Genomic DNA, 20,875 nt, shown 5'->3' with positions numbered 1-20,875 from the left:
TGGAGAATCCCGTGTTCTCCAAGCAAGGCATAAGCCGTTTCCCCTGAGCGCCAGGCACTACAAATAGCGTTCGAAGAAGTCGGCGATGTATTCGACAATGCGGTGAGCTGCGGGTGCGGTGAAGTAGTGTGTCTCCCCGGGAAGGATATGGCGCTCGTGGGCGATGCCGAGAGTCTGGAGACGCTGTTCCAGGGCACGCGCCTGATCGATGGCGACGACCTGATCAATCTCTCCGTGCAGGATGAGGGTGGGTGGGTAGGCGCTGGTGGCATGCGAGGCGAAGGGTTCGACGATCCCGCCGGATATCTCGGCAATGCAGCGGATGCCGGGGTGGAGCGAGGCGTGGGCGAGGGAGAGGAACGCACCCAGCGATACGCCGACCAGGGCGATGCGGTTGGGGTCGACGTTGGGGCGCGAGCGGACGTAGTCGAGGGCGTCGGTCACGGTCTCGAGCCACTGCGGGACGTGGACGCCGTCGAAGATGATGTCGGGGGTGGCGTGCCGGTCGTGGGTGCGGTCGAGGTAATGCGGAGCGTAGAAGGCGAAGCGGGACTGGTGGATATACGGAGCGAGGCGGTCGGGCCAGTAGGTGGTGTCGCCCCCGGCTCCGTGCAAGTAGACGATGGCGGGGTGGAGGGTGTCTGTGGTGGGCTCGATCTGGTTGAGGCGAATGGTGGTGCCGTGGCTCTCGATGGTCGTGTGCATAGGGCTCGCGGGAGATTGGAATAGCTGCAGGGAAGCAGGATCGAATACCCATTCGGTATACAGCAAGATGGGGTTGGGGCAAAGGCTCAATCCGGGTTGATCTGTTTCCAGTGTTTGGACGCTGGACAGTCTCGTATTTGTTTCGAGGAGGAACCGGATGAGTGCGGGAAGCTGCGGAAAGGTATGATCGCTGGTTGATGGGTTTGGAGGCGAAGTTGGCTTTAGAGGCGATGCTCGGACGGCTGAAGGCTGGGGAGGTCCGGGCGGTGGCCCGGGCAATCTCGTTCGTGGAGCGTGGTGAAGCCGAGGCTGAGAGACTGTTGGCGGGCTGCCGGAGCTTGATCGAAGAGCGCGGTGGACGCGGCCTGCGGATTGGTGTGACAGGGGCTCCCGGGGCGGGGAAGAGCTCTTTAGTGGATCAGATGGTACGTCTGCTGCGGGTTGGCGGGGAGACCGTCGGAGTCGTTGCGGTGGATCCTTCGAGCCCACTTACCGGAGGGGCTTTGCTGGGAGACAGGATCCGGATGCAGGGCTTTAGTGGAGACGACGGCGTTCTGATTCGAAGCATGGCTTCGCGCGGTGTTGCCGGAGGTGTCGGACGTGCGGCGGAGGGAGCTTGCCTGGTGATGGAGGCGGCGGGTCGGGATATCGTGATCGTCGAGACGGTTGGGGTGGGGCAGGATGAGGTGGCTGTCTCGGGGATGGTGGATGTCGTCGTGCTGGTGCTTGTGCCGGGGATGGGAGATGAGGTGCAGGCTTTGAAGGCCGGGGTCATGGAGGTGGCGGATGTGTTCTGCGTGAACAAGGCCGACCGGGGTGGGGCGGAGGGGGTCGAGGCTGAGCTTGTGGCGATGCAAGGGCTGGTGGCCGGCGGGAGGGCTGTTCCGGTGGTGAAGACGGTGGGGACCACTGGGGATGGAGTGGCGGACCTAATACATATGGTGCGATCGGTAGCGGGTCGAAGCGCGATACCCATATCTCGGAAGCGAGATGTGGCGCACCCTGATTTGTGGCACGGGCGGTTGGCGCTCGATCATCTTGGGATTGCGGTGAGGGAGATCGATGCGGCCCGAGGATTTTACGAGGGGCTTGGTCTCGCCGTGAATGGGGTGGAGACGGTGGAGCATGAAGGCGTGCGAGTGGCGATGATTTCGCTGGGCACAAGCAGGATCGAGTTGCTGGAGGCGCTCTCGGCGGACACAACGATTGGGCGGTTTCTGGACCGGCGGGGCGAGGGGCTGCATCACGTGGCGCTGCGGGTCGAAGGGATCGATGCGATGTTTGAGAGGCTGAAGACGCAGGGCGTGCGGCTGGTTAGCGATGCGATTCGGGTGGGTGCGGGCGGTCATCGGTATTTCTTTGTGCATCCGGCGAGCACAGGCGGGGTTTTGATGGAACTGGTTGAGGGAGGGAAGTAATGCGGGCTTTGTTGATTCATACATGTGGGGTGGAGGGTTCGGTGGCGGTGGCGGATGGGGTTGTGCTGGCAGCGGCGGTGCTGCCTCCCCGGACGTTTTCGGAGGGTGTGCTGCCTGCCGTACGGGAGGTGCTTGGCGCCGCGGGATGGACGGTCGCCGACCTGGAGGTCGTAGGGGTAGTGAATGGGCCGGGATCGTTTACCGGGGTGCGGACGGGGCTGAGCGTCGGCAAGGGCATCTGTGAGGCGCAGGGGATTCCGCTGGTGGGGGTTTCCCGGCTGGCTCTGCTTGCCGGGAGCGAGGGACTGGTGCATGCCTTGCTGGATGCGGGGCGGGGGGAGTTCTACTACGGGCGTTTTCGGGATGGAGGGAGCGAGGGAGAGCGGCTGGTGAAGAAGGAAGAGCTGGAGGCGCTTCTCGCTGAGGGAGGCACGGTGATGGCCTGCGAGGAGAAGGTGCTGGAGGAGCTGATGGGATGGGGTGTTGAGGCAATACCGGAGCCTTCCGCCGGGGATGCGCTCGGGCTGGTGTTGGCCGGGTTGGAGAATGAGGGCGAGGGGGTGCTGGGGGATGCGAACTACCTGCGCCGGACCGACGGGGAGATCTTTGCGAAGCCGATGGTAGGGCGGGTGGCCCCTTGAGCGTGCGCGTTGCGGGATGGCATGACCTGGCGGCGATTCTGGCAGTTGAGCGTGGCGCCGCCGAAGGACCGCACTGGACGGAGGCCCAATACCGGGAGGCGTTGGCGGGTGGCGTGGAAGGTTCTGCCGTGCGCCGCAGGGTTTTTGTTTGGGATGGCGTGCTGGGGTTCGCGGTCGGAATGGTCCTCGCTGTAGGAGGGGAGAAGGAGGCGGAGTTGGAGCATGTGGTGGTGAAGGCCGAGGCGCGCCGGCGAGGGGTGGGACGGGCGTTGTGCGAGGCGGTGATAGGGTGGTCCAGAGAGTGTGGTGCGGAGGCGGTGAGGCTGGAGGTGCGGGCTTCGAATCTGGGGGCGATCCGTCTGTACCAGGGGCTCGGTTTTTTGGAGGTCGGGCGTAGGACGGGGTATTATCGGGAGCCCCTGGAAGATGCGGTCCTGATGGAGCGTCCGGATGTGGCGCGGTGAGTGTGCGCTGGGTCTCCTTTGTGTGGGGAGTTGCATCATAACGTGTTGATTTGTCCGACTTTATTGGGGATTTCCGTTGCATGGACAAACAAGAGACAGAACGCTAACGAGCAGTGCGGGATACGGCCTTATAATGGAGATCTATGGTTCGTGATGGGATTTTTTATGCGCTCGGCCTGATGGTCGTGGATGTGTTGCTTTGGAAGCTGACGAGCATGCACTGGCTGGCGGCGATTCCGATTGTGCTGGCTCTGTTTTTTCTTTGGTTCTTCCGTGATCCGGAACGCGTGATCCCGACGGGGCCCGGGCTTGTGGTGTCGCCTGGCGACGGCCTGGTGACCGAGGCGGAGTGGATCGAGACGACGAGCGGAAGCCGTCTGCGTCTGAGCATCTTCCTGAACGTCTTCGACGTGCATGTGAATCGCGCGCCGATCAGCGGCGTGGTGAAGCATGTGGAGTACCGCAAAGGCACGTTCATCAATGCGATGAGCGCCGAGGCCGTACTGACGAACGAGCAGACGATGATCGTGATCGACGGCGGCGGGTACGAGGTTGGGTACAAGCAGATCGCCGGGCTGATTGCGCGCAGGATTGTGTGCGCGGTCAAGGAAGGTCAGAAGGTAGAGCGCGGACAGCGGGTTGGACTGATCAAGTTCGGCTCGCGCGTGGATGTGCTGATGCCGGCCGAGGCAGTGCTGAAGGTGAAGACGGGCTCGCGCGTGGTCGGTGGAACGACGGTGCTTGCGGAGCTGCCTTCGGTGATTCGGGCGGCGGTGTCGGCCTGATGCAGGAAGCACAGCAGGGAGGCTCAGCCGTGGACGAGACACACGCAGCACCCGCCAAGGGACAGCCGCGGCGAGGACTTTATGTCCTGCCGTCGCTGTTCACGGCCGCCAATATCGCTGCGGGCTTCTATGCGATCACGCAGAGCATCCAGGGCTCGGTCACGCAGCAGGCGTACTTCGACCGGGCTGCGCTGGCGATTGGCGTGGCGGTGATGTGCGACGGGCTCGATGGCCAGGTTGCGCGGCGCACGAATACGACCAGCGCGTTTGGCAAGGAGCTGGACTCGCTGGCGGACGTGATCACGTTCGGTGTGGCGCCGGCGGTGTTGGCCTACATCTGGGGGTTCCGGATGATTCCCATTCCGGCCCATCCGCTGATGCTCGACAAGCTGGTTTCGCTAGGCGTGGCGGTCTGTTTCCTTTTCCTGATCTGCGGGGCGAGCCGTTTGGCGCGGTTCAACGTGAGCGTGAATCCGCAGCCGAAGAATCCTGGGCGGCCTGGACGGAAATACTTTGTCGGTATGCCGATTCCGGCTGGCGCAGGCGTGATTGCCGCGGTGGTTCACTACTTTCACGGGTCGCCGATCGATGACTGGCGCATGTCGCTGTTGTGGGTCGGCCTGATCATCGGCACGGGCTTCCTGATGGTGAGCAGTTGGCGCTTCTGGAGCGGTAAGGAAGTCGGCACGGACGGTAAGAAGACCTACCGGGTCTTTGTGCTGATTGCCGCGATCGGTACGCTGATTTATCTGGATTCGGAAGATATGTTGATGCTGATTGCGCTGGGGTACCTGGTCTCGGGTGTGGTGGCGCGGTTGGCCTACTCTTGGGGCAGAGGACGGCGCAGGGCAGCAGGGTTGCCGGCATAATGGAGGGAACTCGGTTGCGGATTGGGATCGTTGGCGCGTCGTCGCTGCTTGGCAAAGAACTGGCGGAAGAGCTCGGATCGTCTGTACTGGCTGCGGCTGAGGTCGCCTTGCTGGATGAGGAAGAGGCCGCGGGGCAGTTGACTTCGTTGGGCGACGAGGCGTCGTTCATCCGAAGCGTTGAGCCGAGCGCGTTCTCGGGGCTGGATCTGGTTTTCTTTGCAGGAACGGCGGACCAGGCCCGAAAGTACGGGCCGGAAGCGGTAAAAGCAGGGATTGCGGTGATCGATCTGACAACCGCACTGCGAGGCGAGGCCGGAGCGATTGTCCGGTCTCCGTGGATCGCGGAAGCGCAGGGCGCAGGCAGCTTGATGAATCTGGGAACGTCTGTGGTCATTCCTGCGCATCCCGTGGTGGTGATGCTTGGGCTGGTCGGTGCGCGATGCACCCGGCTGGGTGTGAATCTGATGGCTGCGACGGTGCTGGTGCCGGCCTCGGAGCGGGGCCAGGCTGGAATGGATGAGATGCATCAGCAGACGGTGAATCTGTTGTCGTTTCAGAGCCTGCCGCAGGAGGAGTTCGACGCGCAGGTCGCGTTCAATTTGTTGCCTTCTCTGGGGATTGCGGCGAAGGTGGGGATGGACGAGACGGCAGCGCGTATTGAAGGGGAATACCGAGCGGCCGGTCGTCTGCCTGAGTTGACGCTGCAACTGGTGCAGGCCCCGGTGTTTCATGGGTATGCCGCCTCGGTGATGTTGGAGGCTGGCGCGAGGATGCCAGCGTCGGAGATCGTTGCTGCTTTGGCCGGAGAGCATATCGACCTTCCTGAGGAAGACGAGGTTCCGAGTAACGTAAGTGCGGCGGGTCAGGGCGATGTGATGGTCAGGGTAAAGTCCGGCGCGTCGCGTCGCATGTGGCTCTGGCTGGCCACCGATAACCTGAAGCTGACGGCGCTGCATGCAATCGCGTGTGCTGTGGAATTGGTGAGCCTGCGACCGAAAGGAATTGTGCAGTAAGGCTGGTAGAATAAGTTTCGAGCCGGGATGGCGGAACAGGCAGACGCAGCGGACTCAAAATCCGCCGAGGGCAACCTCGTGGGGGTTCGACCCCCCCTCCCGGCACCAATAAAATCAATGATTTACCAAATCAACGCATCTTCGGATGCGTTTTTCTGTGCCCAAACTGTGCCCAAAGTTCCGAAACCTACTATGAACGAATGCCAGCAGCGTTCGATAGAGCTTCTCAAGGAGAATTGCTAAAGCGCAGTTGTCGATGCGGCAGAAAATTGCAAGATTTTCTCGCACAGACGGTCGAGCGAGGGCGACTGACCGTTGGCCTTGTTGAGCCGTTCCAGGAAGTAACCAATGTAAATCGAGTTTTTGCCAAGATCACCCGCGTTGCCAGCATCAGCGCGCGCTTTATTTTCGACCGCTTCTAGCTGTGCTTCACCTTGAGGCCCGAGCGAGACTATGAATTCCCGCTTCGCAGTATCAGCCAGATCGGAGGGCCACATTACCAAATTGTCCCCCCATATGACTCCCGAGGGAAAGAGGTTGTCCTCATCGCCCCCAAGCAGTCGCACTAAGGCTCGATTGTCACGCTCATGATCTAATCGGACGCTGCGATTATCAACTTTTACGCCGGTCGCGTCCGTCTTCATAAGCTTATCGCCGTCCGCATCTATGATTGCGAGGGTGGGAATTTCAAGACCCAATGCGATGATGACAGGGCGAATCAATTCACTCTTCCCATTGACAGGAACTATGTGTGCTCCGCATCTTCGAAAACTATCCCATCGACCGGTCAGCACCATCCACGCTTGGATGTACGCTACATCCTCAAGACCCTCCACCAGAATCAGCTTTTGCGTGAAGAACATTTCGCTCAAGGAGGGTTGCAACGCCTGATGAAGCTTTGCACTGGTTGCAGATGAATTGCGAAGTGGCTTGTTCACTACGGACGCAAACCGTGCGGCAAGCTCAGCAAAAGTGTACTGTCGAATCGAGGAACAGTTGTTATCTAGAGAGCGCCTCACCATTCTGATACTTTCAAAGTTCTCGCCCGAGACAAAATAGGGGCTGTGAGTTGTAACGAGAATCTGGGCACCTTGAACCGACAGTCGTTCGAAAACGGCAGCGAGATGCCTTGCTTGAGGCGGATGCTGATACAACTCCGGCTCTTCACATCCCAGGAGTAGGACAGGGGCATCCTTGTCATCAAACGATGCGAGTTCTTGCAGCAATGCGAGCAGGAAGCTACGTTGAAATCCGTGGCCAAGGCGGGCTAGCTTTCCTTCAAAGCCACTTTCGCCCGCCAGAACACCCGCAATGGGCGGCGCGACACTGACCGCCTTTGTCGAATCATTCTCCCAAACCACCCGTAGAGTGGCTTGCGGATGGGCCCATTCAGCCAGCCGGTTACCTAGCGACTGCGAAATCCCATCAAGGGCCATCTGGTTTGCATCGAGTATCGACTGGTATTTAAGACGAGTCTCCCTCAGGAGAGTATCCAGATCGGTAGTGAAACTCAACTTTGCATTTACAGTTCTAGCCAGCAGACGGCCAAGAGCGCTCGTCTTCGTGCCAGACTCTTCTTCGGACGCGTCCTTGACGGCTGGAATGTAAATCCACTGGACGTATTTGGCTAATTTATTAGCTCCCTTGCTAACCCCGTAGAACTGATCTTCGCTCGGAATGAGCACGCATTTGTCGGGCTTGGAGGCTTCATACTCTCTAAGCCCGTTAGACATTCCGTCCTTGGTTGTTTTTAACTTAAGTGCAGCAATTTCCGGATCAGTCTTTTCTAGGTCAGCGAAGAGCGCCTGCAAATCCTTTGCCGAAGCCTGATCGCCCAGAGCCTTGAAAAAGGGCTTCAATGACTCCATTCCCAGTCGTTGGCCATATTGCTTGACCTCTGCTTTACCAGTAGCGGGATCGAAACGCGCGATGGCTGAAATAACGAGTTTGTCTTGCCGGACGTATTCTTTGAAGTCCAGTTTCGCGTCGGCATTTAGGTCAACGAAGGTGACGGTGATTTCAATTGGCTCAGCAACATCTTGCAGATGGAAATCTTGTGCGACGAGAGACGCCAAATCTGTCGGCGCACTGTCGATATTGCGGAAGAAAATGTTCAGAGCGCAGAGTACCGTCGATTTGCCTGCTCCATTCGGACCGACGAAGCAGGTATATGGATCTAGGTGCGCGACACTTCGTCTGATACAGCGAAGGTTGTTGATTGCGACAGTCTCAATACGCATAAGATTCTCCGACGTTGGTTGCGCAACGATATCCTTTGTCTACGACTTCAATCAAGCAACCTCATTTGATTGCTACACCGCCACCAGCGTCGCGGAGGCCGCACCGCCGACCTGTACGCGGCAATGATTGCTCCAGATAGCATTTGGGAGACGGTTCCGTGTTGTCATTCAATTCGGGAATTTGCGGATCAAACGGGAGTATGCCATTGCGACTGTTTACAATGAACCATTGCCAGACTCCTGCTTCTAGACGGCCTCGTAGAGCAAGACTCTGCACCTGGGAGCCTGAATGCCTGATCCACGCGAACTGCTGGTTTGCCTGCTGGACTACATCAAAGAGCAGACGAAAGAAGTTGACCCAAAGGGATACAGGCTCACGTCTTCGAAGGGGTTCCTTCGCAGGAGAGGCGATATTGCGGGCCTGCCCGGTGTCGAGTTCGACATTCGCGTTGCCGGGGATCATGTTTGGCTGCGGGTTCCAAGGTTGGCCGCCGATCCACCGCCCGATCCACCGAAGACTCACAAAAGCCTGCTCAAATTTAGTTCCGACCCTGCGGGCGCTCTGCCGTCTCTTGATGATGCTGCGCTCACGCGGCTGGTGAATAGGTCGATCCAAGCTCTCAAAGCCCAAGGCTCGCCAACCGATGAGGACATTGCCCGGTTGGAGGCACAGCACAGGGGCAATGCGGCCCAAGTGTTGGCCACCTACACCATAGCTTGGAAGTCGTGGGCGGCGGCTGAACAGCCGCGACGAATGACGATTGCACTTTATGGCGACCTCTTTACGCTGATACACCAAATGGAAGCAGAGCAGACAAGCAAGCCGCAAGAGTTGATTTGGGGTATTGGAGTCTCATCATGGGAGCTTGAGGCTGAGAAACAGCAGATTCCTTTTGAGTACCCGCTTCTAACTCAGACCATGGAAATCACCATCGACGATCAAACGATGGCGATTGATCTGCGTCCCCGTGCTACCGACACGCGCGTTGAACTGGACGCTTTTGTCGCCTGCCAGGTCGTCGGCGCTATTGAGGTTGAACGGGCTGCCACCGCTCATCTTGCCAAGCACAAGGACAGCCCGGTTACACCCTTTGACCCAGGAAGCTATACCGATGTCCTGAAGCTCATTGCAGGGAACCTGGATAGCGAGGGTGCTTACCGTGAAGTTCTGGCGCAGGGTGAACCCGTACCGGCACCGGGCGAGCATCTCGTCGTCACGGATGCCTGGGTTCTAATGTCTCGTCCTCGTGCGATCAATTACCTTTTCGATGACCTTAAGCGGCTGCAGGACAAGTTGGAGGACGGATGTGAGATTTACAGTGGGCCGCTTTCGCTTGTCACTCCGCCGTCAGACCAGCCGATTGAATTCGAACCCATCAGCTTTCGAGGGCTGTCTAGCCGGGGAAGCAGCGGTGCCGGTGGCGCTCCCGAAGAACTGTACTTCCCCCTGCCGTACAACGATGAGCAGGTGACTATCGTGCAGCGGCTCAAACGCGCTGCCGGTGTGACTGTGCAGGGACCGCCGGGAACCGGCAAGACCCACACCATCGCAAATGTCATTTGCCACTATCTCGCAACGGGTAAGCGCGTACTCGTTACTTCACGAGGTGAAGCTGCGCTCGGCGTCCTGCAAGAGAAGATCCCCGAAGAGATTCGCGCTTTGACGGTTTCGCTGCTCACGAGCGATCGGGAAGGCATTCGACAATTTCAAGGCTCTATCGAGGCGATTCAGCATCGTGTATCCCAGATCAATCCGGAACTGACGCGCCAAGAGATTGCACGGATTCAAAGCTCGATTGATCGTGCTCACTCGGAGCTAATCACCATCGACCGCAAGGTAGATGAGATTGCCCTTCAGCAGCTGTCGACAATCGAAGTTGACGGAGTACCGATGCGCGCCCAGGCGCTCGCGGAGTTGGTGCTATCGGGCCTGGAGCGATATGGCTGGTTTGAGGACTCCATTACTCTCTCCCCTGAGCACGCGCCTCCTCTGTTCTCAGATGAAGCGGGGCGACTCAGGGAAGCTCGCAGGAAGCTTGGGAAAGACCTTGTATATGTGCAGGCGCGTGTCCCTTCCGCAGATAGTTTCCCTTCGGTATCGGCTCTCGGAGACCTCCATGATGTGCTCGTGAAGAGGGAGAGCATCGAAAACGAGGTTCGCGAAGGCGATCTACTGCCTCTCAAAGCCAATACTCCAGAGGTGCTGGCTGCTACTCGCAAATTGCTTGTACTCACAGATGAAATGCTCGGCTTTCTCGCTGAGTTGGAGGAGTTCGGTGACGAATGGCCCTTCGATCTACGCACCAAATGCCGACAATCGTCATTCGCATCAGAACGTGCAGCGTTGGAGTCGTTATTCGACGATCTTGATGCACTGATCTACGCACGAGCTGAGTTCCTGAAAGCTCCGATTGTGTTTCCCGAAGCAGGATTGAACGATCCGAAAACGGTGGAAGCTGTTGCCCGTGCTGTCGACACCGGCAAACCGTTCGGGTTTGTCTCGCTTGGGGCCTCCGATGCCAAAGGGCATATTGCGGCGATTCGTATCGAAGGTCGTCCGCCCTCGACTTCTGAGGACTGGATAAAGGTGCAGAGATGGCTCGGACTTCACTTGCAAGTCCTCACCTTCAATACCCGGTGGAACGAACTGCATCAGCTCCTTTCTGTGCCGTCTCTCAGCGGTGGAGTAGGCGGCCTTCGTCAGCTTGAGGTTGTTGCGACTACTGCACGGAAAGCCCACACTTTGGCGACGCATTTTGATAAACATTTCTTGAGCGGTACACGAGATGTCTTTGAACGGATGCCGCAGACATCCACGAGCATTACCCGCTCCGATTTGGAATTTGTTCGACAGCAGTTGTTGCGCCATTTGACCTTCGCTGATCTGTCGCGAGCAGCTATGCAACTGAGCGACTTTCAAGAAAAGCTCGCAGGTAAGTCTGGCCCGATATCGGATGCTCTTCGGCTGTTTGTTGAGAAGGCTCTTGGGAATGGCGACGTGCCCAGAGAACGTGTTTGCGCTCAATATGCCGAACTCATGGAAGAGTTGCGGCGCATTGCGGCACTTGCGAATGATCTTTCATTCGTCCATGATTCCACGCTGCGGATTGAAGTAGCAGGTGCTCCCAAATTAGCTGCAAGAGTTAGGACTTCACCTGTTGCAGAATCGGGTGAAGATACCGCCTTCCCGACGACCTGGCGAGACGCATGGAATTGGGCTCGCGTTCGCACTCATCTTGACGCGATTGAGGCCAGGGATGAGCTATTGACTCTGGCAAGACGGAGGCGCGAGGTTGAGACCGGACTCGCGAGGTTTTATCAAGAGATGGTCGCCAAAGCGGCATGGCTGGCGACGAAGAAAAACGCGACACCGAAAATCTTGCAGGCTCTAGCCGGATATGCCACCGCCATCCGGCGCATCGGTCAGGGTACTGGACCGAATGCGACTCGCTATCGGCGCGATGCGCGGGAGATGATGTTCGACGCGGCTGGTGCAGTGCCTTGCTGGATTATGAATCACAACCGAATCTCGGAGGCGATGCCTGCCGACATCGGTGCGTTTGACTTGGTAATTGTTGACGAAGCGAGTCAGTCGGACTTGTGGGCTCTACCTGCGATCTTGAGAGGTAAGAAGATTCTTGTAGTCGGTGATGACAAGCAGGTATCTCCAGACGGCGGATTCATTGACAGCAGCCGCATTCAAGAACTGCTAGACCGATTCCTAGTCGATCAACCATATAAGTCTGAGATGACACCCGAGAAGTCGCTCTATGATCTCGCTGCAAGGGTATTCGCCGCCGATCAGGTAATGCTGCGAGAGCACTTTCGCTGTGTGCCTCCGATCATTGCTTACTCAAACCGAACCTTCTACCAGAACCAGATTCTTCCTCTGCGAATTCCTCGGGCATCGGAGAGGATCGAACCTCCACTTGTTGACCTCTATGTAGAGGGCGGTGTCAGGGATCATCACGACCGAAACGATTGTGAAGCGCAAGCAATCGCAGATGAGATCGAAGCGATCCTGAAAGATGAAAGATTTTCAGGTCGAACGATTGGCGTTGTGTCTCTGCTTGGAACGGATCAAGCTAAGCATATTGACTCTGCTGTGAACCAGAGATGTGATGCGGCGGAATTGCATCGCAGGAAGTTCTTGTGCGGTGATGCCCGCACATTCCAGGGCAGTGAGCGGCACATAATGTTCTTGTCTTTAGTTGTAGATCCCACCAGTTGTAAAGCGCTTTCAGGCAACATGTTCGATCAGAGATTCAACGTAGCAGCTAGCCGTGCGCAAGATCGAATGTACCTTGTGCGATCTGTCACTGCGTCTGACCTCTCAGACAAGGATTTGAGAATGACATTGCTGTCGCATTTCGATAAGCCACTCGTTATGAATACGGAGGAGACGGCGCGACTTATCGATCTCTGTGAATCAGGATTCGAACAGCAGGTTTACACGGAGTTGAGCACTCGCGGATACCGGGTGATTCCGCAAGTGAAAACCGGTGCGTACCGAATCGATATGGTTGTCGAAGGCGCTGGCGATATCCGTCTTGCTATTGAATGTGACGGCGACGAATTTCATGGGCCAGATCGGTGGCAGCACGATATGAATCGACAGCGCATTCTTGAACGTGCGGGCTGGGTTTTCTGGCGTTGCTTCGCTTCGACGTGGACATTGCGAAAAGATGAAGTCTTGTTTGAGCTGCTTCAGCGGTTACACGCAATGGGAATTGATCCTCTCGGCGCGGTGGAACGAGCAAGTACGTCGGTTGAGAAGCGTACTTGGAGGCCCCCGATAGAGGAAGCCTTAGTGAGTGCGCCTCAGAGCGGACTATTGCATCTCTAACTTCTTAAGGGCATCTGCAATATCTGTCTGCGAAACGATGGCATAGCGCTCGAATACGCTACGAGTGCGCCAGCCTCCGATCTTCATAATGACTCCTTCCGCGATCCCGGCTCGACGCAGATTGCGAGCCGCAGTGCGGCGCAGATCATGGAAGAGAAGACCCGGCACTCCGGCAGACCTACAGGCGTTCGCCCACGTCTCGCGGAAGTCCCTTACCGGCTTCCCATCGGGGCGGGTTAACACCGAGGAATCCGTAGACTTCCCGGCGACACATTGTGTCAGCAGAGTATGGATGTTCGCGGTCATTGTCACCTCGCGTCCGTCCTTGTTTTTTGTGGTGCCAGGTTCCAGGCGAATCGTCCTTGCGGCGACATCGATTTGCCCCACCTTGAGGTTGATGAGTTCGCTGATTCTCCACCCGTATGTCCGCCCCATCTCGACTATCGTTTGGAACCAGAGATCGGGGCAGTATGCGATCAGCTTTCTGTACTGTGCGTCTTCGAGGAACCCGGTACGGATATTGTCCTCAGTGAGCTTCGGAAACTTGGGGAGACGGAAGACCTTTGGCGGTGTGGCGAACATGCCGATACGGAACATCCGTTTGAGCGCAGCCATCTCGCGATTGATGGTCGCATTCGAGGCTTGCTCACTCTGGCGATGGTCAACGTATTTCGCTACCAGATCGCTTGTAACTTCCATGACCCGGCGCGACCCGAAGAACGGCTCGATGTGCAGCCGCCAGCGAGTCTGTACATCATCCGTCGTCTTCCGCCCATTGATGCGGTAATCGCGGAAGAGATCGTCCGCCAATTCACCCACAGTGATGCGGTCATGCGTCGGCCCGACGAAAGTATTGGTGCTGATTTCAGCCAGCCGCTTGCCCAGGATTCGAGTCGCTATGCGCTTGTCTTCTGTGCGAGTCGATTCACGAAATGATCTTCCGTTGCGGTGGTACTTGATCCACCAGACGGCGCTGTCTTTCCGCTGATAAAGACTTCCGGTTCCCCGAGGACGTGCCATATGAATATCCCCCTTGCATCCGCGATGCGGACGGTCTAGCTGGCGAAGAGATCGATGCCAGTGTGTTTGTGCCGGTCGATATAGGCGTCGAGATCACGAAGATCAAAGAGGAAAGGCGTACCTTCACCATCTTGCACGAAGGGCAATCCGCCGCCTTGGACTAAGCGCCGGAGCTTCCATTCGCTGATGCAGAGATAGTCGGCAGCTTGCCTCGTTCGGAGGAGGCGGCGGTGATGATGCGTTGGGGATGGTGGAAATCGCTGCATAGGGGAAGACCCTCCAGACTGCCGATATTGACAATTTAGTGCGGGGTCGGTATGTTGTCAAATTGTATGACATACAAATTGACGAGTGACATCTGGGAGGTTGTACATGGCACGCGAGCGTGAGCTTTCCGAGGACAGGAGTCAGGAACGTCAACAAAAGACACTATCCCTCCGCATATCGGACGTGTTGCATGATCGGTTGGAACGAGTCCGCGATGTCTTGTCCGTAAAAGCAGGCAGTCGTGTGACGACCTCCGAGGTTGCAAAGCATCTGCTGGAGTCTGCCGACGAAGAGCGCCTCGAATTGGTCGAGCTGATGCAGAAGCCGACAGATGCGCTTCTCATGATTCGGGAAAAACATGCGCAAGGAGTACGGCTCTCAAAGAACGAATGGACCTGCATCGCCTATTACGCGCACAGAGGCATGGAGTGGTTCACCGGAGGGCATTCCAACATTCTTCCTGATTCCTACATTGCGGTCGTCAAGGCTTTCCTGGCTGTCTACGACATCCTTCCCGACTCTGACACAAGACATCAGGACTACTACTTTGGGAATCTCGCCGACAGTGAATTCACGGCAAAACGTCCCATTACCAGCGATGTCGTGCTGAAGGCTGCGGCGCACTGCATCCACAAAGTAGAGACGGCCAAGAAGCCGTACAGGCCGCTGTATGTCGGGCGGAATCTCTATCATGCGCTCGACAGCGAGAACATCACAGACACTACCGCACTAAACGAAGCTCTGGCTCCCTTCTGGAAGGCTCTTTGGAGACTCGCAGCGAGAGGCCACTATAGAGTGTGCAGTCTTCCCCTTCGTGCCCCTAAAGCGGCAGGGGGTGAACACTATGAAGAAGAATCCTTTTTACCTCCAGTGTCGGAGTCTGTGCCTGATGGTGATTTCTCCCTCTCTTTCTCGACTCTTGACAACACCGATCTCTCGATACTTTTCGTCTTTCCAGGAACGCGCGGTGCGATGTATCCACTCAGCCGCTATCCGATGATTGCAGCGTTTCGTGCAATGCTGTTCGGCATTTGCGATGACAGCGAGATGCAGCATTGGGACGGTGAGATGTTCTATGCCTATACCAGCCGGAATGGTGACGAGATCGACGTCTCCTTTCGCGCCAAGGACAACGGCATTACGTTTGGTTTTTCATCCCGCGAATGGGCGGCTGTAAAAAGACTGTTTGCAAAGGCGTGGAATTCGCCTGAGGTCAGTCGCACTTGGGACAAGTTGGTCGAGGAGTACGGCGAGCTGTAAGTACGCGCTGCCTACGGCATCGGCTTAAGAAGGACACACCACCCCAGATTGGGTGCTGTGCAGGAACCTTAGTTGCCGTGCGGTAACTATCGGCAGAAGTTGGACTTCGATGCGGCCTGCATTTCTTGCTTGGAGCATCAGTACCGCACGGTAACTGCTTGATTCTTCGTTCGTCATGAACACGTTGTCGGCGAAAGGAAGCCCATATGGTGAAGCTCGCACTGCGCAATAAATCTGTCGGGACGAAGGTCACAGCGGCTGAGTTTGACGCTTTGGAGAGACGAGCACACGCGCAGAAGTTGACCCTTTCCGAGTGGGTGCGAGCAGAGTTGCTGAACATCAAGAAAGAAGACGGTGACGAAGTATTGCTCGGGGAGCTGTTGGCTCTGCGAGCGATCCTGATAAATCTTCTCTTCTCGCTCGGGAAGGGTGAGAGATTGACGGCCGAGGCAATGAAAGAACTGATCGAGCGTGCAGATCGAGACAAGGCAAATCGCGCAGCCGGACGGCGCACGGACGGAGGACTGTCCGTTCGCAATGCCGCTACTGAATAGGAAGTGAGGGCCTGAATATGTCGGAATGGGGACGGAAGGAATACTCGAAAGCATGGCCGAGCCGGACGCCGGTTTGGACGTGGATGGCAACGCTGCTATCGCTGGCTTTCTTCGTCGGTATGCTGACGCTCCAATACGAGGCGAGCTGGACGGCGGCGGAGCGTCTGTATCTGACGGACTACCTAAAGAGCGGAGCGCGGGGCAAGGCGTCTGCAACGGCAGCGAGCAAGTACACGCTGCTGGAGGCTGTGGTCGGCAAGGGCCAGCGCCTTGTGATGGACGACGAGATAGAGCCGATTCCATCGTTGGACGGTAGGCCGGGTTACAGGCTGACGGACGAGGGTGTGAAGCACGGCATCGCGCGGCTGACCTGGGTGAGGGGTACGTTCAACGACCGGATGCTGCATCGGGTCATGGGTGAGGCCGTCTATGAGAATGTCGGGAGCTGGGAGTTCTACCGGCTTCCCTTGTCCCTCGCAGTGGCGTTCTTCGTTCTTGCGCTGTTCTTAGCCGTGCCGAAGGACCGGGCGCGGAGGATGATTTGGAAGCATGGCCGGAGGCTACGCGGGCCGGAGCTGGTGACGACAGCGGAGTTCAACGAGAGGTTGGGCAAGTCGAAGCTCTTGACGACTCATCTGCCGGATGGCATCGCACTCATCAATGAGGAGCGGAGCTGGATCGATATTGTCATGCGCAATGATTTAAGTCGCTGGGCGCGGGTCCCGCGCGACCGCGAGGCGATGCACTTCCTCATCGTAGGAGACAGCGGCACTGGCAAGAGCGCGGCTATAAGACAGATACTTTCGCAGGTTTGGGAACGCGGCGAAGCGGCCATCGTCTACGACCCGGCGATGGAATATCTGCCCCAGTTCTACAACGAAGCCAGGGGCGACGTTGTGCTGAACCCGCTTGATGCGCGGTGTCCGTTCTGGACTCCCGGAGACGAAGTTCCGCACGAGGCCGAGGCCCTTACGCTTTCCGTCAGCCTGTTCCCAGATCAGGGCCGGGAGAACCGGTTCTTCGTCGAAGCGCCGAGGAAAATCTTCGCACACCTAATCAATTTGAGGCCGACGCCGGAGGAGCTAACGTACTGGATGGCGAACGCGGATGAGATCGACAAGCGGATCGCCGGAACGGAGATGGCGGCCATGATCGAGAAGGGCGCGGCGAACCAGCGCAGCGGCGTTCTGGGGTCGCTGAACATGGTGGCGGATGCGTTCAAGCTGCTGCCCAGAGAGTCGGAGACGAAGCAGCGTTGGAGCACGGTCGAGTGGGCAAAGGAGCGCAAAGGATGGGTGTTCCTGACATCGAAACCGACGATGCGGGAGAGGATGCGCCCGCTCATCAGCCTTTGGCTGGACTTGCTTGTATTGCGTCTGATGAATGAGGAATCGAGCACCCGCAAGACGTGGTTCGTGCTCGACGAGCTGGCCAGTTTGCAGCATCTTCCGCAGCTCAAAACGGCGGTGACGGAGAACAGAAAATCGAATAATCCGATGGTGCTGGGCTTTCAGGGCAAGGCACAGGTGGAGGCTCTGTACGGCCATGTTGCGGAGGCGATGCTGTCGCAGCCGGCGACGAAGATCTTCCTCAAAACCAGTGAGCCTCATGCGTCCGAATGGATCTCGAAAGCCATCGGCGAAATCGAAATCGAACGTTTCCGCGAATCGCGGACAGTGGGCCGGTTCCCGGCGAACTCGCAAAACGAGCAGCGTGACATCACGCGGGAGCCGTTGGTTATGTCGTCGGAGGTGGCGGGGCTTGACCCGTTACATGGCTACTTGAAGCACGGCAATTTGGTCGTGCGGATGCGCTTCCCGTATCTTGAGCTGCCGAACAATGCGCATAAGTTCGTCGAACGGAAGACGACCGCGACGGCTGAAAAAATAGCCGCGCAGCCGGAACCTGTTGCGGTCAAAGAAGCCGAGTCAGTGATCGAGGTTGCTCCTCCGAAGAAGCCGTCGGTCGCTGTCTCTGAGCAATTGAAGCCGCCCGCCCAGGTCAATGAACAGCAGCACTTTTTCGAGTAACCAATAATGGTGACGCTCTCAAAACCGATCAGCGCGGGACAGGCTCAGGCGTATCACAAAGAAGAGTTCGCCAACGCCAAGGAGAACTACTACACGGAGGGTGAGCGCGTGCGTGGTGAGTGGCAGGGCCAGCTTGCCGCGCGTTTCGGATTGACCGGCGAGGTCCAGGAGGAGCAATTCGCCCGACTGTCCGAAGGCCAGCATCCGGTGACCGGCGAGCAACTTGTTCGGCATCAGACGGTCCGTGAATATGAGAACGGGCGCGGTGAGATGGTGCGTTCAATGGAGCATCGTGCCGGTTGGGATGCGACGTTCAGCGCGCCGAAATCTGTCTCGCTAACCGCGCTTGTCGGAGGCGATGACCGGATTAGAGAGGCCCATCGGGAAAGTGTGACGGTCGCGCTAAACGAGATGGAGAGATACGTTCAGGCGCGAATCGGTGGCAACATTCCGGCAGAGACGACAGGTGCATGGGCTGTCGCCAAGTTCGAGCATGACAGCAGCCGACCCGTCGAAGGGTACGCCGCACCGCAGCTTCATACCCATGCGGTCGTCTTCAATATCACCGAAACGGCGGACGGCGATACGCGGGCGTTACAGCCGCAGGAACTCTACAAGACGCAGCAATACGCGACGGCGGTCTATCGTTCGGAGTTGGCGGCACGTTTGCAGGGAATGGGCTACGAGATTGAGCGCGGGGAGCACGGCCAGCCGGAGATAAAAGGCTATTCGCGCGAGTACATGGAGGCTTCGAGTCCGCGGCGGCAGCAAATCAAAGATCATCTTGCGGAGCATGGTCGCACCGGCCCCGAAGCTGCGGAGATAGCAGCGCATCACACGCGCGGCAACAAACAGAATCTCTCACACGATGAGGTGCGAGCACAGCATCAGATTATGGCAACCGCACACGGAGATCAGCCGCAGCGGGTTGTCCTAGCAGCGGCACAGTGCCCCGCTGTCGAGCTTGCCCCGGAAGGATCATTGACCGCCGCAGCCGACGGCATGAGCTACGCGCGAGAGCGCGGCATGGAGCGGGAGGCCGTGACCGACGAGCGTTCTTTGATGCGCGACGCTCTTAAACACACGATGGGCGAGGCACGATTGCCGGAGATACGCGCCGAGTTCGGGCGGCGGGTTCAGGCGTCGGAACTGATCGAGGTGGCACATCGAGAAGGCGCGGCTGGGCGCACGTTCACAACTCGCGAGATGCAAGGCTACGAGCGCGAGCTGATTGACCGGATGAAGTTGAGCCAGGGCAACCGTGAGGTATTGGCGGACGGCAACGTGCGGCAGCAGACGATGGAGCAGCATCCGCATCTGAGCTTGAGCCAGCGGAATGCCGTCGATACGGTGCTGACAAGCCGCGACCAAATGATGGCCTTGGAGGGCGTTGCCGGAGCCGGGAAGACAACATCCCTAGCCGCTGTTCGTGATGCTGCTGTGAGCGCGGGCTACGAGGTCGAGGGGCTTGCGCCGACATCGAGAGCCGCACAGAAACTCGGCGAGGCGGGCATGGAAACCCACACGTTGCAGCATCATCTCGCGCGTGGTGACCGCGCCGACGACGGCCAGAAACGGCTCTATGTTATCGACGAATCGAGCATGGCGAGCACTAAGCAGATGCACACGTTCATCGAGCGGCTAAGGGAAAATGACCGTGTACTCTTCGTGGGCGATACGCGGCAGCATGAGGCGGTGGAGGCCGGGAGGCCCTACGCGCAGTTGCAGGAGGCGGGGCTTCGCACGGCGCGTCTTGACGAGATCATCCGGCAGAAAGACCCTGCTCTGAAGGAGGTTGTCGAGCAGCTTGCGAGGGGCCACGTACGGGATGCCATCGGCAATCTCAACGAACAGGGGCGGGTGCATGAGATCGGCGACCGGCAGCAGCGTATCGCGGAGATTGCCCGCGAGTATGTGCGTTCGCCTGAGAACACGTTGGTGGTCTCGCCCGACAATGAAAGCCGTCGTGAGATTAACCAGCACATCCATCGAGCGATGCAGGACACCGGCCAGGTGAAGGGTGAAGAGCACCGAGTGCATGTGCTCTACGCCCGACAGGACATCACTGGAGCCGACCGGCAATACGCGCAGAACTACGAGAGTGGCGACGTAATCCGCTACTCGAAAGGGTCGAAGCCGCTCGGCATTGAGGCGGGGGAATATGCGCGTGTGGCCCGTACTGAGCCGGTGAATAACATCGTCACGGTAACGCGGAAGAGCGGAGAGGAGTTGAGCTATGACCCGCGCCGGTTGCAGGGCGTGACGGTCTACCGCGACACCGAGCGCACATTTGCAGAGGGCGACCGGGTGCAGGTGACCGCTCCGTATCACGAGCATAAGCTGGCGAATCGTGAACTGGGGACGGTGGAGCAAATCGACGGTGGCGGAAACCTGAAACTGAAGATGGACTCGGGGCGTGAGGTCGAGTTCAATGCGCGGCAACATCCGCATTTGGACTACGGCTATGCGGTCACGAGCCACAGCAGCCAAGGCCAGACCGCCGACCGGGTGCTGATTCACGTTGACTCCGAACAGGCGCACGGCGAGCTGCTGAATAGCCGCATGGCGTATGTCTCCGTTTCTCGGGCGCAGTACGACGCACAGATTTACACGAACGACGCGGCAACGCTGGGCCAAGAACTGAGTCGTGATGTATCAAAGTCGGTTGCACTTGAGGATGTGAGTATCGCGAAGAGCCTTGACCCACAGCCGGTTCAGCAGATCGTAGAGCAGATTGGATTGGGTTTGAGCCTGTAGGAGTGT

General features: G+C 58.0%; 15 protein-coding genes and 1 tRNA gene. 12 read left to right on the top strand and 4 right to left on the bottom strand.

From position 1 onward, the window contains the following. Positions 1-57: 57 nt before the first annotated feature. Entirely contained in the window at positions 58-705 is a 648-nt protein-coding gene (locus tag BM400_RS16325; protein WP_089840715.1) for an alpha/beta hydrolase family protein, read from the bottom strand. 215 nt (positions 706-920) lie between these two features. On the opposite strand from BM400_RS16325, the gene mce reads away from it, so the two are divergent. From mce to BM400_RS16290, 7 genes are all read left to right on the top strand, one after another. Then, on the top strand, positions 921-2,123 hold the full coding sequence (mce, locus tag BM400_RS16320) for a methylmalonyl-CoA epimerase (RefSeq protein WP_245781915.1): 1,203 nt from the start codon (positions 921-923) through the stop codon (positions 2,121-2,123). After that, the gene (tsaB, locus tag BM400_RS16315; protein ID WP_089840711.1) at positions 2,123-2,764 is read left to right on the top strand and encodes a tRNA (adenosine(37)-N6)-threonylcarbamoyltransferase complex dimerization subunit type 1 TsaB; all 642 of its coding nucleotides are present in this window, start codon (positions 2,123-2,125) and stop codon (positions 2,762-2,764) included. Before mce ends, tsaB begins: the two co-directional genes overlap by 1 nt. Positions 2,765-2,766: 2 nt before the next feature. Then, a complete protein-coding gene (locus BM400_RS16310) occupies positions 2,767-3,228 on the top strand; it encodes a GNAT family N-acetyltransferase (RefSeq protein ID WP_089840708.1) in 462 nt (153 codons plus the stop codon). A gap of 143 nt (positions 3,229-3,371) precedes the next feature. Further along, positions 3,372-4,013, top strand: a complete 642-nt coding sequence (locus tag BM400_RS16305; protein ID WP_089840705.1) for a phosphatidylserine decarboxylase family protein — start codon at positions 3,372-3,374, stop codon at positions 4,011-4,013. 29 nt (positions 4,014-4,042) lie between these two features. Then, positions 4,043-4,882: a CDP-diacylglycerol--serine O-phosphatidyltransferase gene (pssA, locus tag BM400_RS16300; protein WP_245781914.1), complete on the top strand. Its 840-nt coding sequence runs from the start codon at positions 4,043-4,045 to the stop codon at positions 4,880-4,882. 14 nt (positions 4,883-4,896) lie between these two features. Continuing rightward, positions 4,897-5,895, top strand: coding sequence for an Asd/ArgC dimerization domain-containing protein (locus BM400_RS16295; RefSeq protein WP_245781913.1), 999 nt, complete (start codon positions 4,897-4,899; stop codon positions 5,893-5,895). A 21-nt stretch (positions 5,896-5,916) separates the two neighbouring features. Further along, a tRNA-Leu gene (locus BM400_RS16290) sits at positions 5,917-6,003 on the top strand. A 131-nt stretch (positions 6,004-6,134) separates the two neighbouring features. Here BM400_RS16290 and BM400_RS16285 read toward each other — a convergent pair. Next, on the bottom strand, positions 6,135-8,135 hold the full coding sequence (locus BM400_RS16285) for an ATP-dependent nuclease (protein ID WP_089840699.1): 2,001 nt from the start codon (positions 8,133-8,135) through the stop codon (positions 6,135-6,137). Between the two features lie 289 nt (positions 8,136-8,424). On the opposite strand from BM400_RS16285, the gene BM400_RS16280 reads away from it, so the two are divergent. After that, positions 8,425-12,981, top strand: coding sequence for an AAA domain-containing protein (locus BM400_RS16280; RefSeq protein WP_089840697.1), 4,557 nt, complete (start codon positions 8,425-8,427; stop codon positions 12,979-12,981). Here the strand turns inward: BM400_RS16280 and BM400_RS16275 are convergent. Both BM400_RS16275 and BM400_RS16270 read right to left on the bottom strand, forming a co-directional pair. Next, positions 12,967-14,001, bottom strand: coding sequence for a tyrosine-type recombinase/integrase (locus BM400_RS16275; RefSeq protein WP_089840695.1), 1,035 nt, complete (start codon positions 13,999-14,001; stop codon positions 12,967-12,969). The two genes, BM400_RS16280 and BM400_RS16275, sit on opposite strands and share 15 nt — an antisense overlap. 35 nt (positions 14,002-14,036) lie before the next feature. Continuing rightward, positions 14,037-14,267, bottom strand: coding sequence for a helix-turn-helix domain-containing protein (locus tag BM400_RS16270; RefSeq protein ID WP_089840692.1), 231 nt, complete (start codon positions 14,265-14,267; stop codon positions 14,037-14,039). A gap of 106 nt (positions 14,268-14,373) precedes the next feature. On the opposite strand from BM400_RS16270, the gene BM400_RS16265 reads away from it, so the two are divergent. The 4 genes from BM400_RS16265 to mobF all read left to right on the top strand — a co-directional run bounded on the left by BM400_RS16265 (position 14,374) and on the right by mobF (position 20,869). Beyond that, positions 14,374-15,528 (top strand): hypothetical protein, encoded by a 1,155-nt coding sequence (locus BM400_RS16265; protein ID WP_089840689.1) that lies wholly within the window; start codon positions 14,374-14,376, stop codon positions 15,526-15,528. A gap of 206 nt (positions 15,529-15,734) precedes the next feature. Continuing rightward, positions 15,735-16,082, top strand: coding sequence for a hypothetical protein (locus BM400_RS16260; protein WP_089840688.1), 348 nt, complete (start codon positions 15,735-15,737; stop codon positions 16,080-16,082). Between the two features lie 83 nt (positions 16,083-16,165). Further along, positions 16,166-18,112 (top strand): type IV secretion system DNA-binding domain-containing protein, encoded by a 1,947-nt coding sequence (locus BM400_RS16255; protein WP_175529063.1) that lies wholly within the window; start codon positions 16,166-16,168, stop codon positions 18,110-18,112. 6 nt (positions 18,113-18,118) lie between these two features. Further along, positions 18,119-20,869 (top strand): MobF family relaxase, encoded by a 2,751-nt coding sequence (gene mobF / locus BM400_RS16250; protein WP_089840684.1) that lies wholly within the window; start codon positions 18,119-18,121, stop codon positions 20,867-20,869. Positions 20,870-20,875 lie beyond the last annotated feature (6 nt).

Source organism: Granulicella pectinivorans, assembly GCF_900114625.1.
GTDB classification, from domain to species: Bacteria; Acidobacteriota; Terriglobia; order Terriglobales; family Acidobacteriaceae; genus Edaphobacter; species Edaphobacter pectinivorans.
This window is presented reverse-complemented; position numbering and strand designations above follow the sequence as displayed.

Excerpts from the sequence above, each read along its gene's own strand:
- BM400_RS16255 (WP_175529063.1), top strand. The coding sequence starts at position 16,166 with ATGGCAACGCTGCTATCGCTGGCTTTCTTCGTCGGTATGCTGACGCTC.
- BM400_RS16275 (WP_089840695.1), bottom strand. The coding sequence starts at position 14,001 with ATGGCACGTCCTCGGGGAACCGGAAGTCTTTATCAGCGGAAAGACAGC.
- mobF (WP_089840684.1), top strand. The coding sequence starts at position 18,119 with ATGGTGACGCTCTCAAAACCGATCAGCGCGGGACAGGCTCAGGCGTAT.
- tsaB (WP_089840711.1), top strand. The coding sequence starts at position 2,123 with ATGCGGGCTTTGTTGATTCATACATGTGGGGTGGAGGGTTCGGTGGCG.
- BM400_RS16260 (WP_089840688.1), top strand. The coding sequence starts at position 15,735 with ATGGTGAAGCTCGCACTGCGCAATAAATCTGTCGGGACGAAGGTCACA.
- BM400_RS16285 (WP_089840699.1), bottom strand. The coding sequence starts at position 8,135 with ATGCGTATTGAGACTGTCGCAATCAACAACCTTCGCTGTATCAGACGA.
- BM400_RS16305 (WP_089840705.1), top strand. The coding sequence starts at position 3,372 with ATGGTTCGTGATGGGATTTTTTATGCGCTCGGCCTGATGGTCGTGGAT.
- BM400_RS16270 (WP_089840692.1), bottom strand. The coding sequence starts at position 14,267 with ATGCAGCGATTTCCACCATCCCCAACGCATCATCACCGCCGCCTCCTC.
- BM400_RS16325 (WP_089840715.1), bottom strand. The coding sequence starts at position 705 with ATGCACACGACCATCGAGAGCCACGGCACCACCATTCGCCTCAACCAG.
- BM400_RS16265 (WP_089840689.1), top strand. The coding sequence starts at position 14,374 with ATGGCACGCGAGCGTGAGCTTTCCGAGGACAGGAGTCAGGAACGTCAA.
- BM400_RS16280 (WP_089840697.1), top strand. The coding sequence starts at position 8,425 with ATGCCTGATCCACGCGAACTGCTGGTTTGCCTGCTGGACTACATCAAA.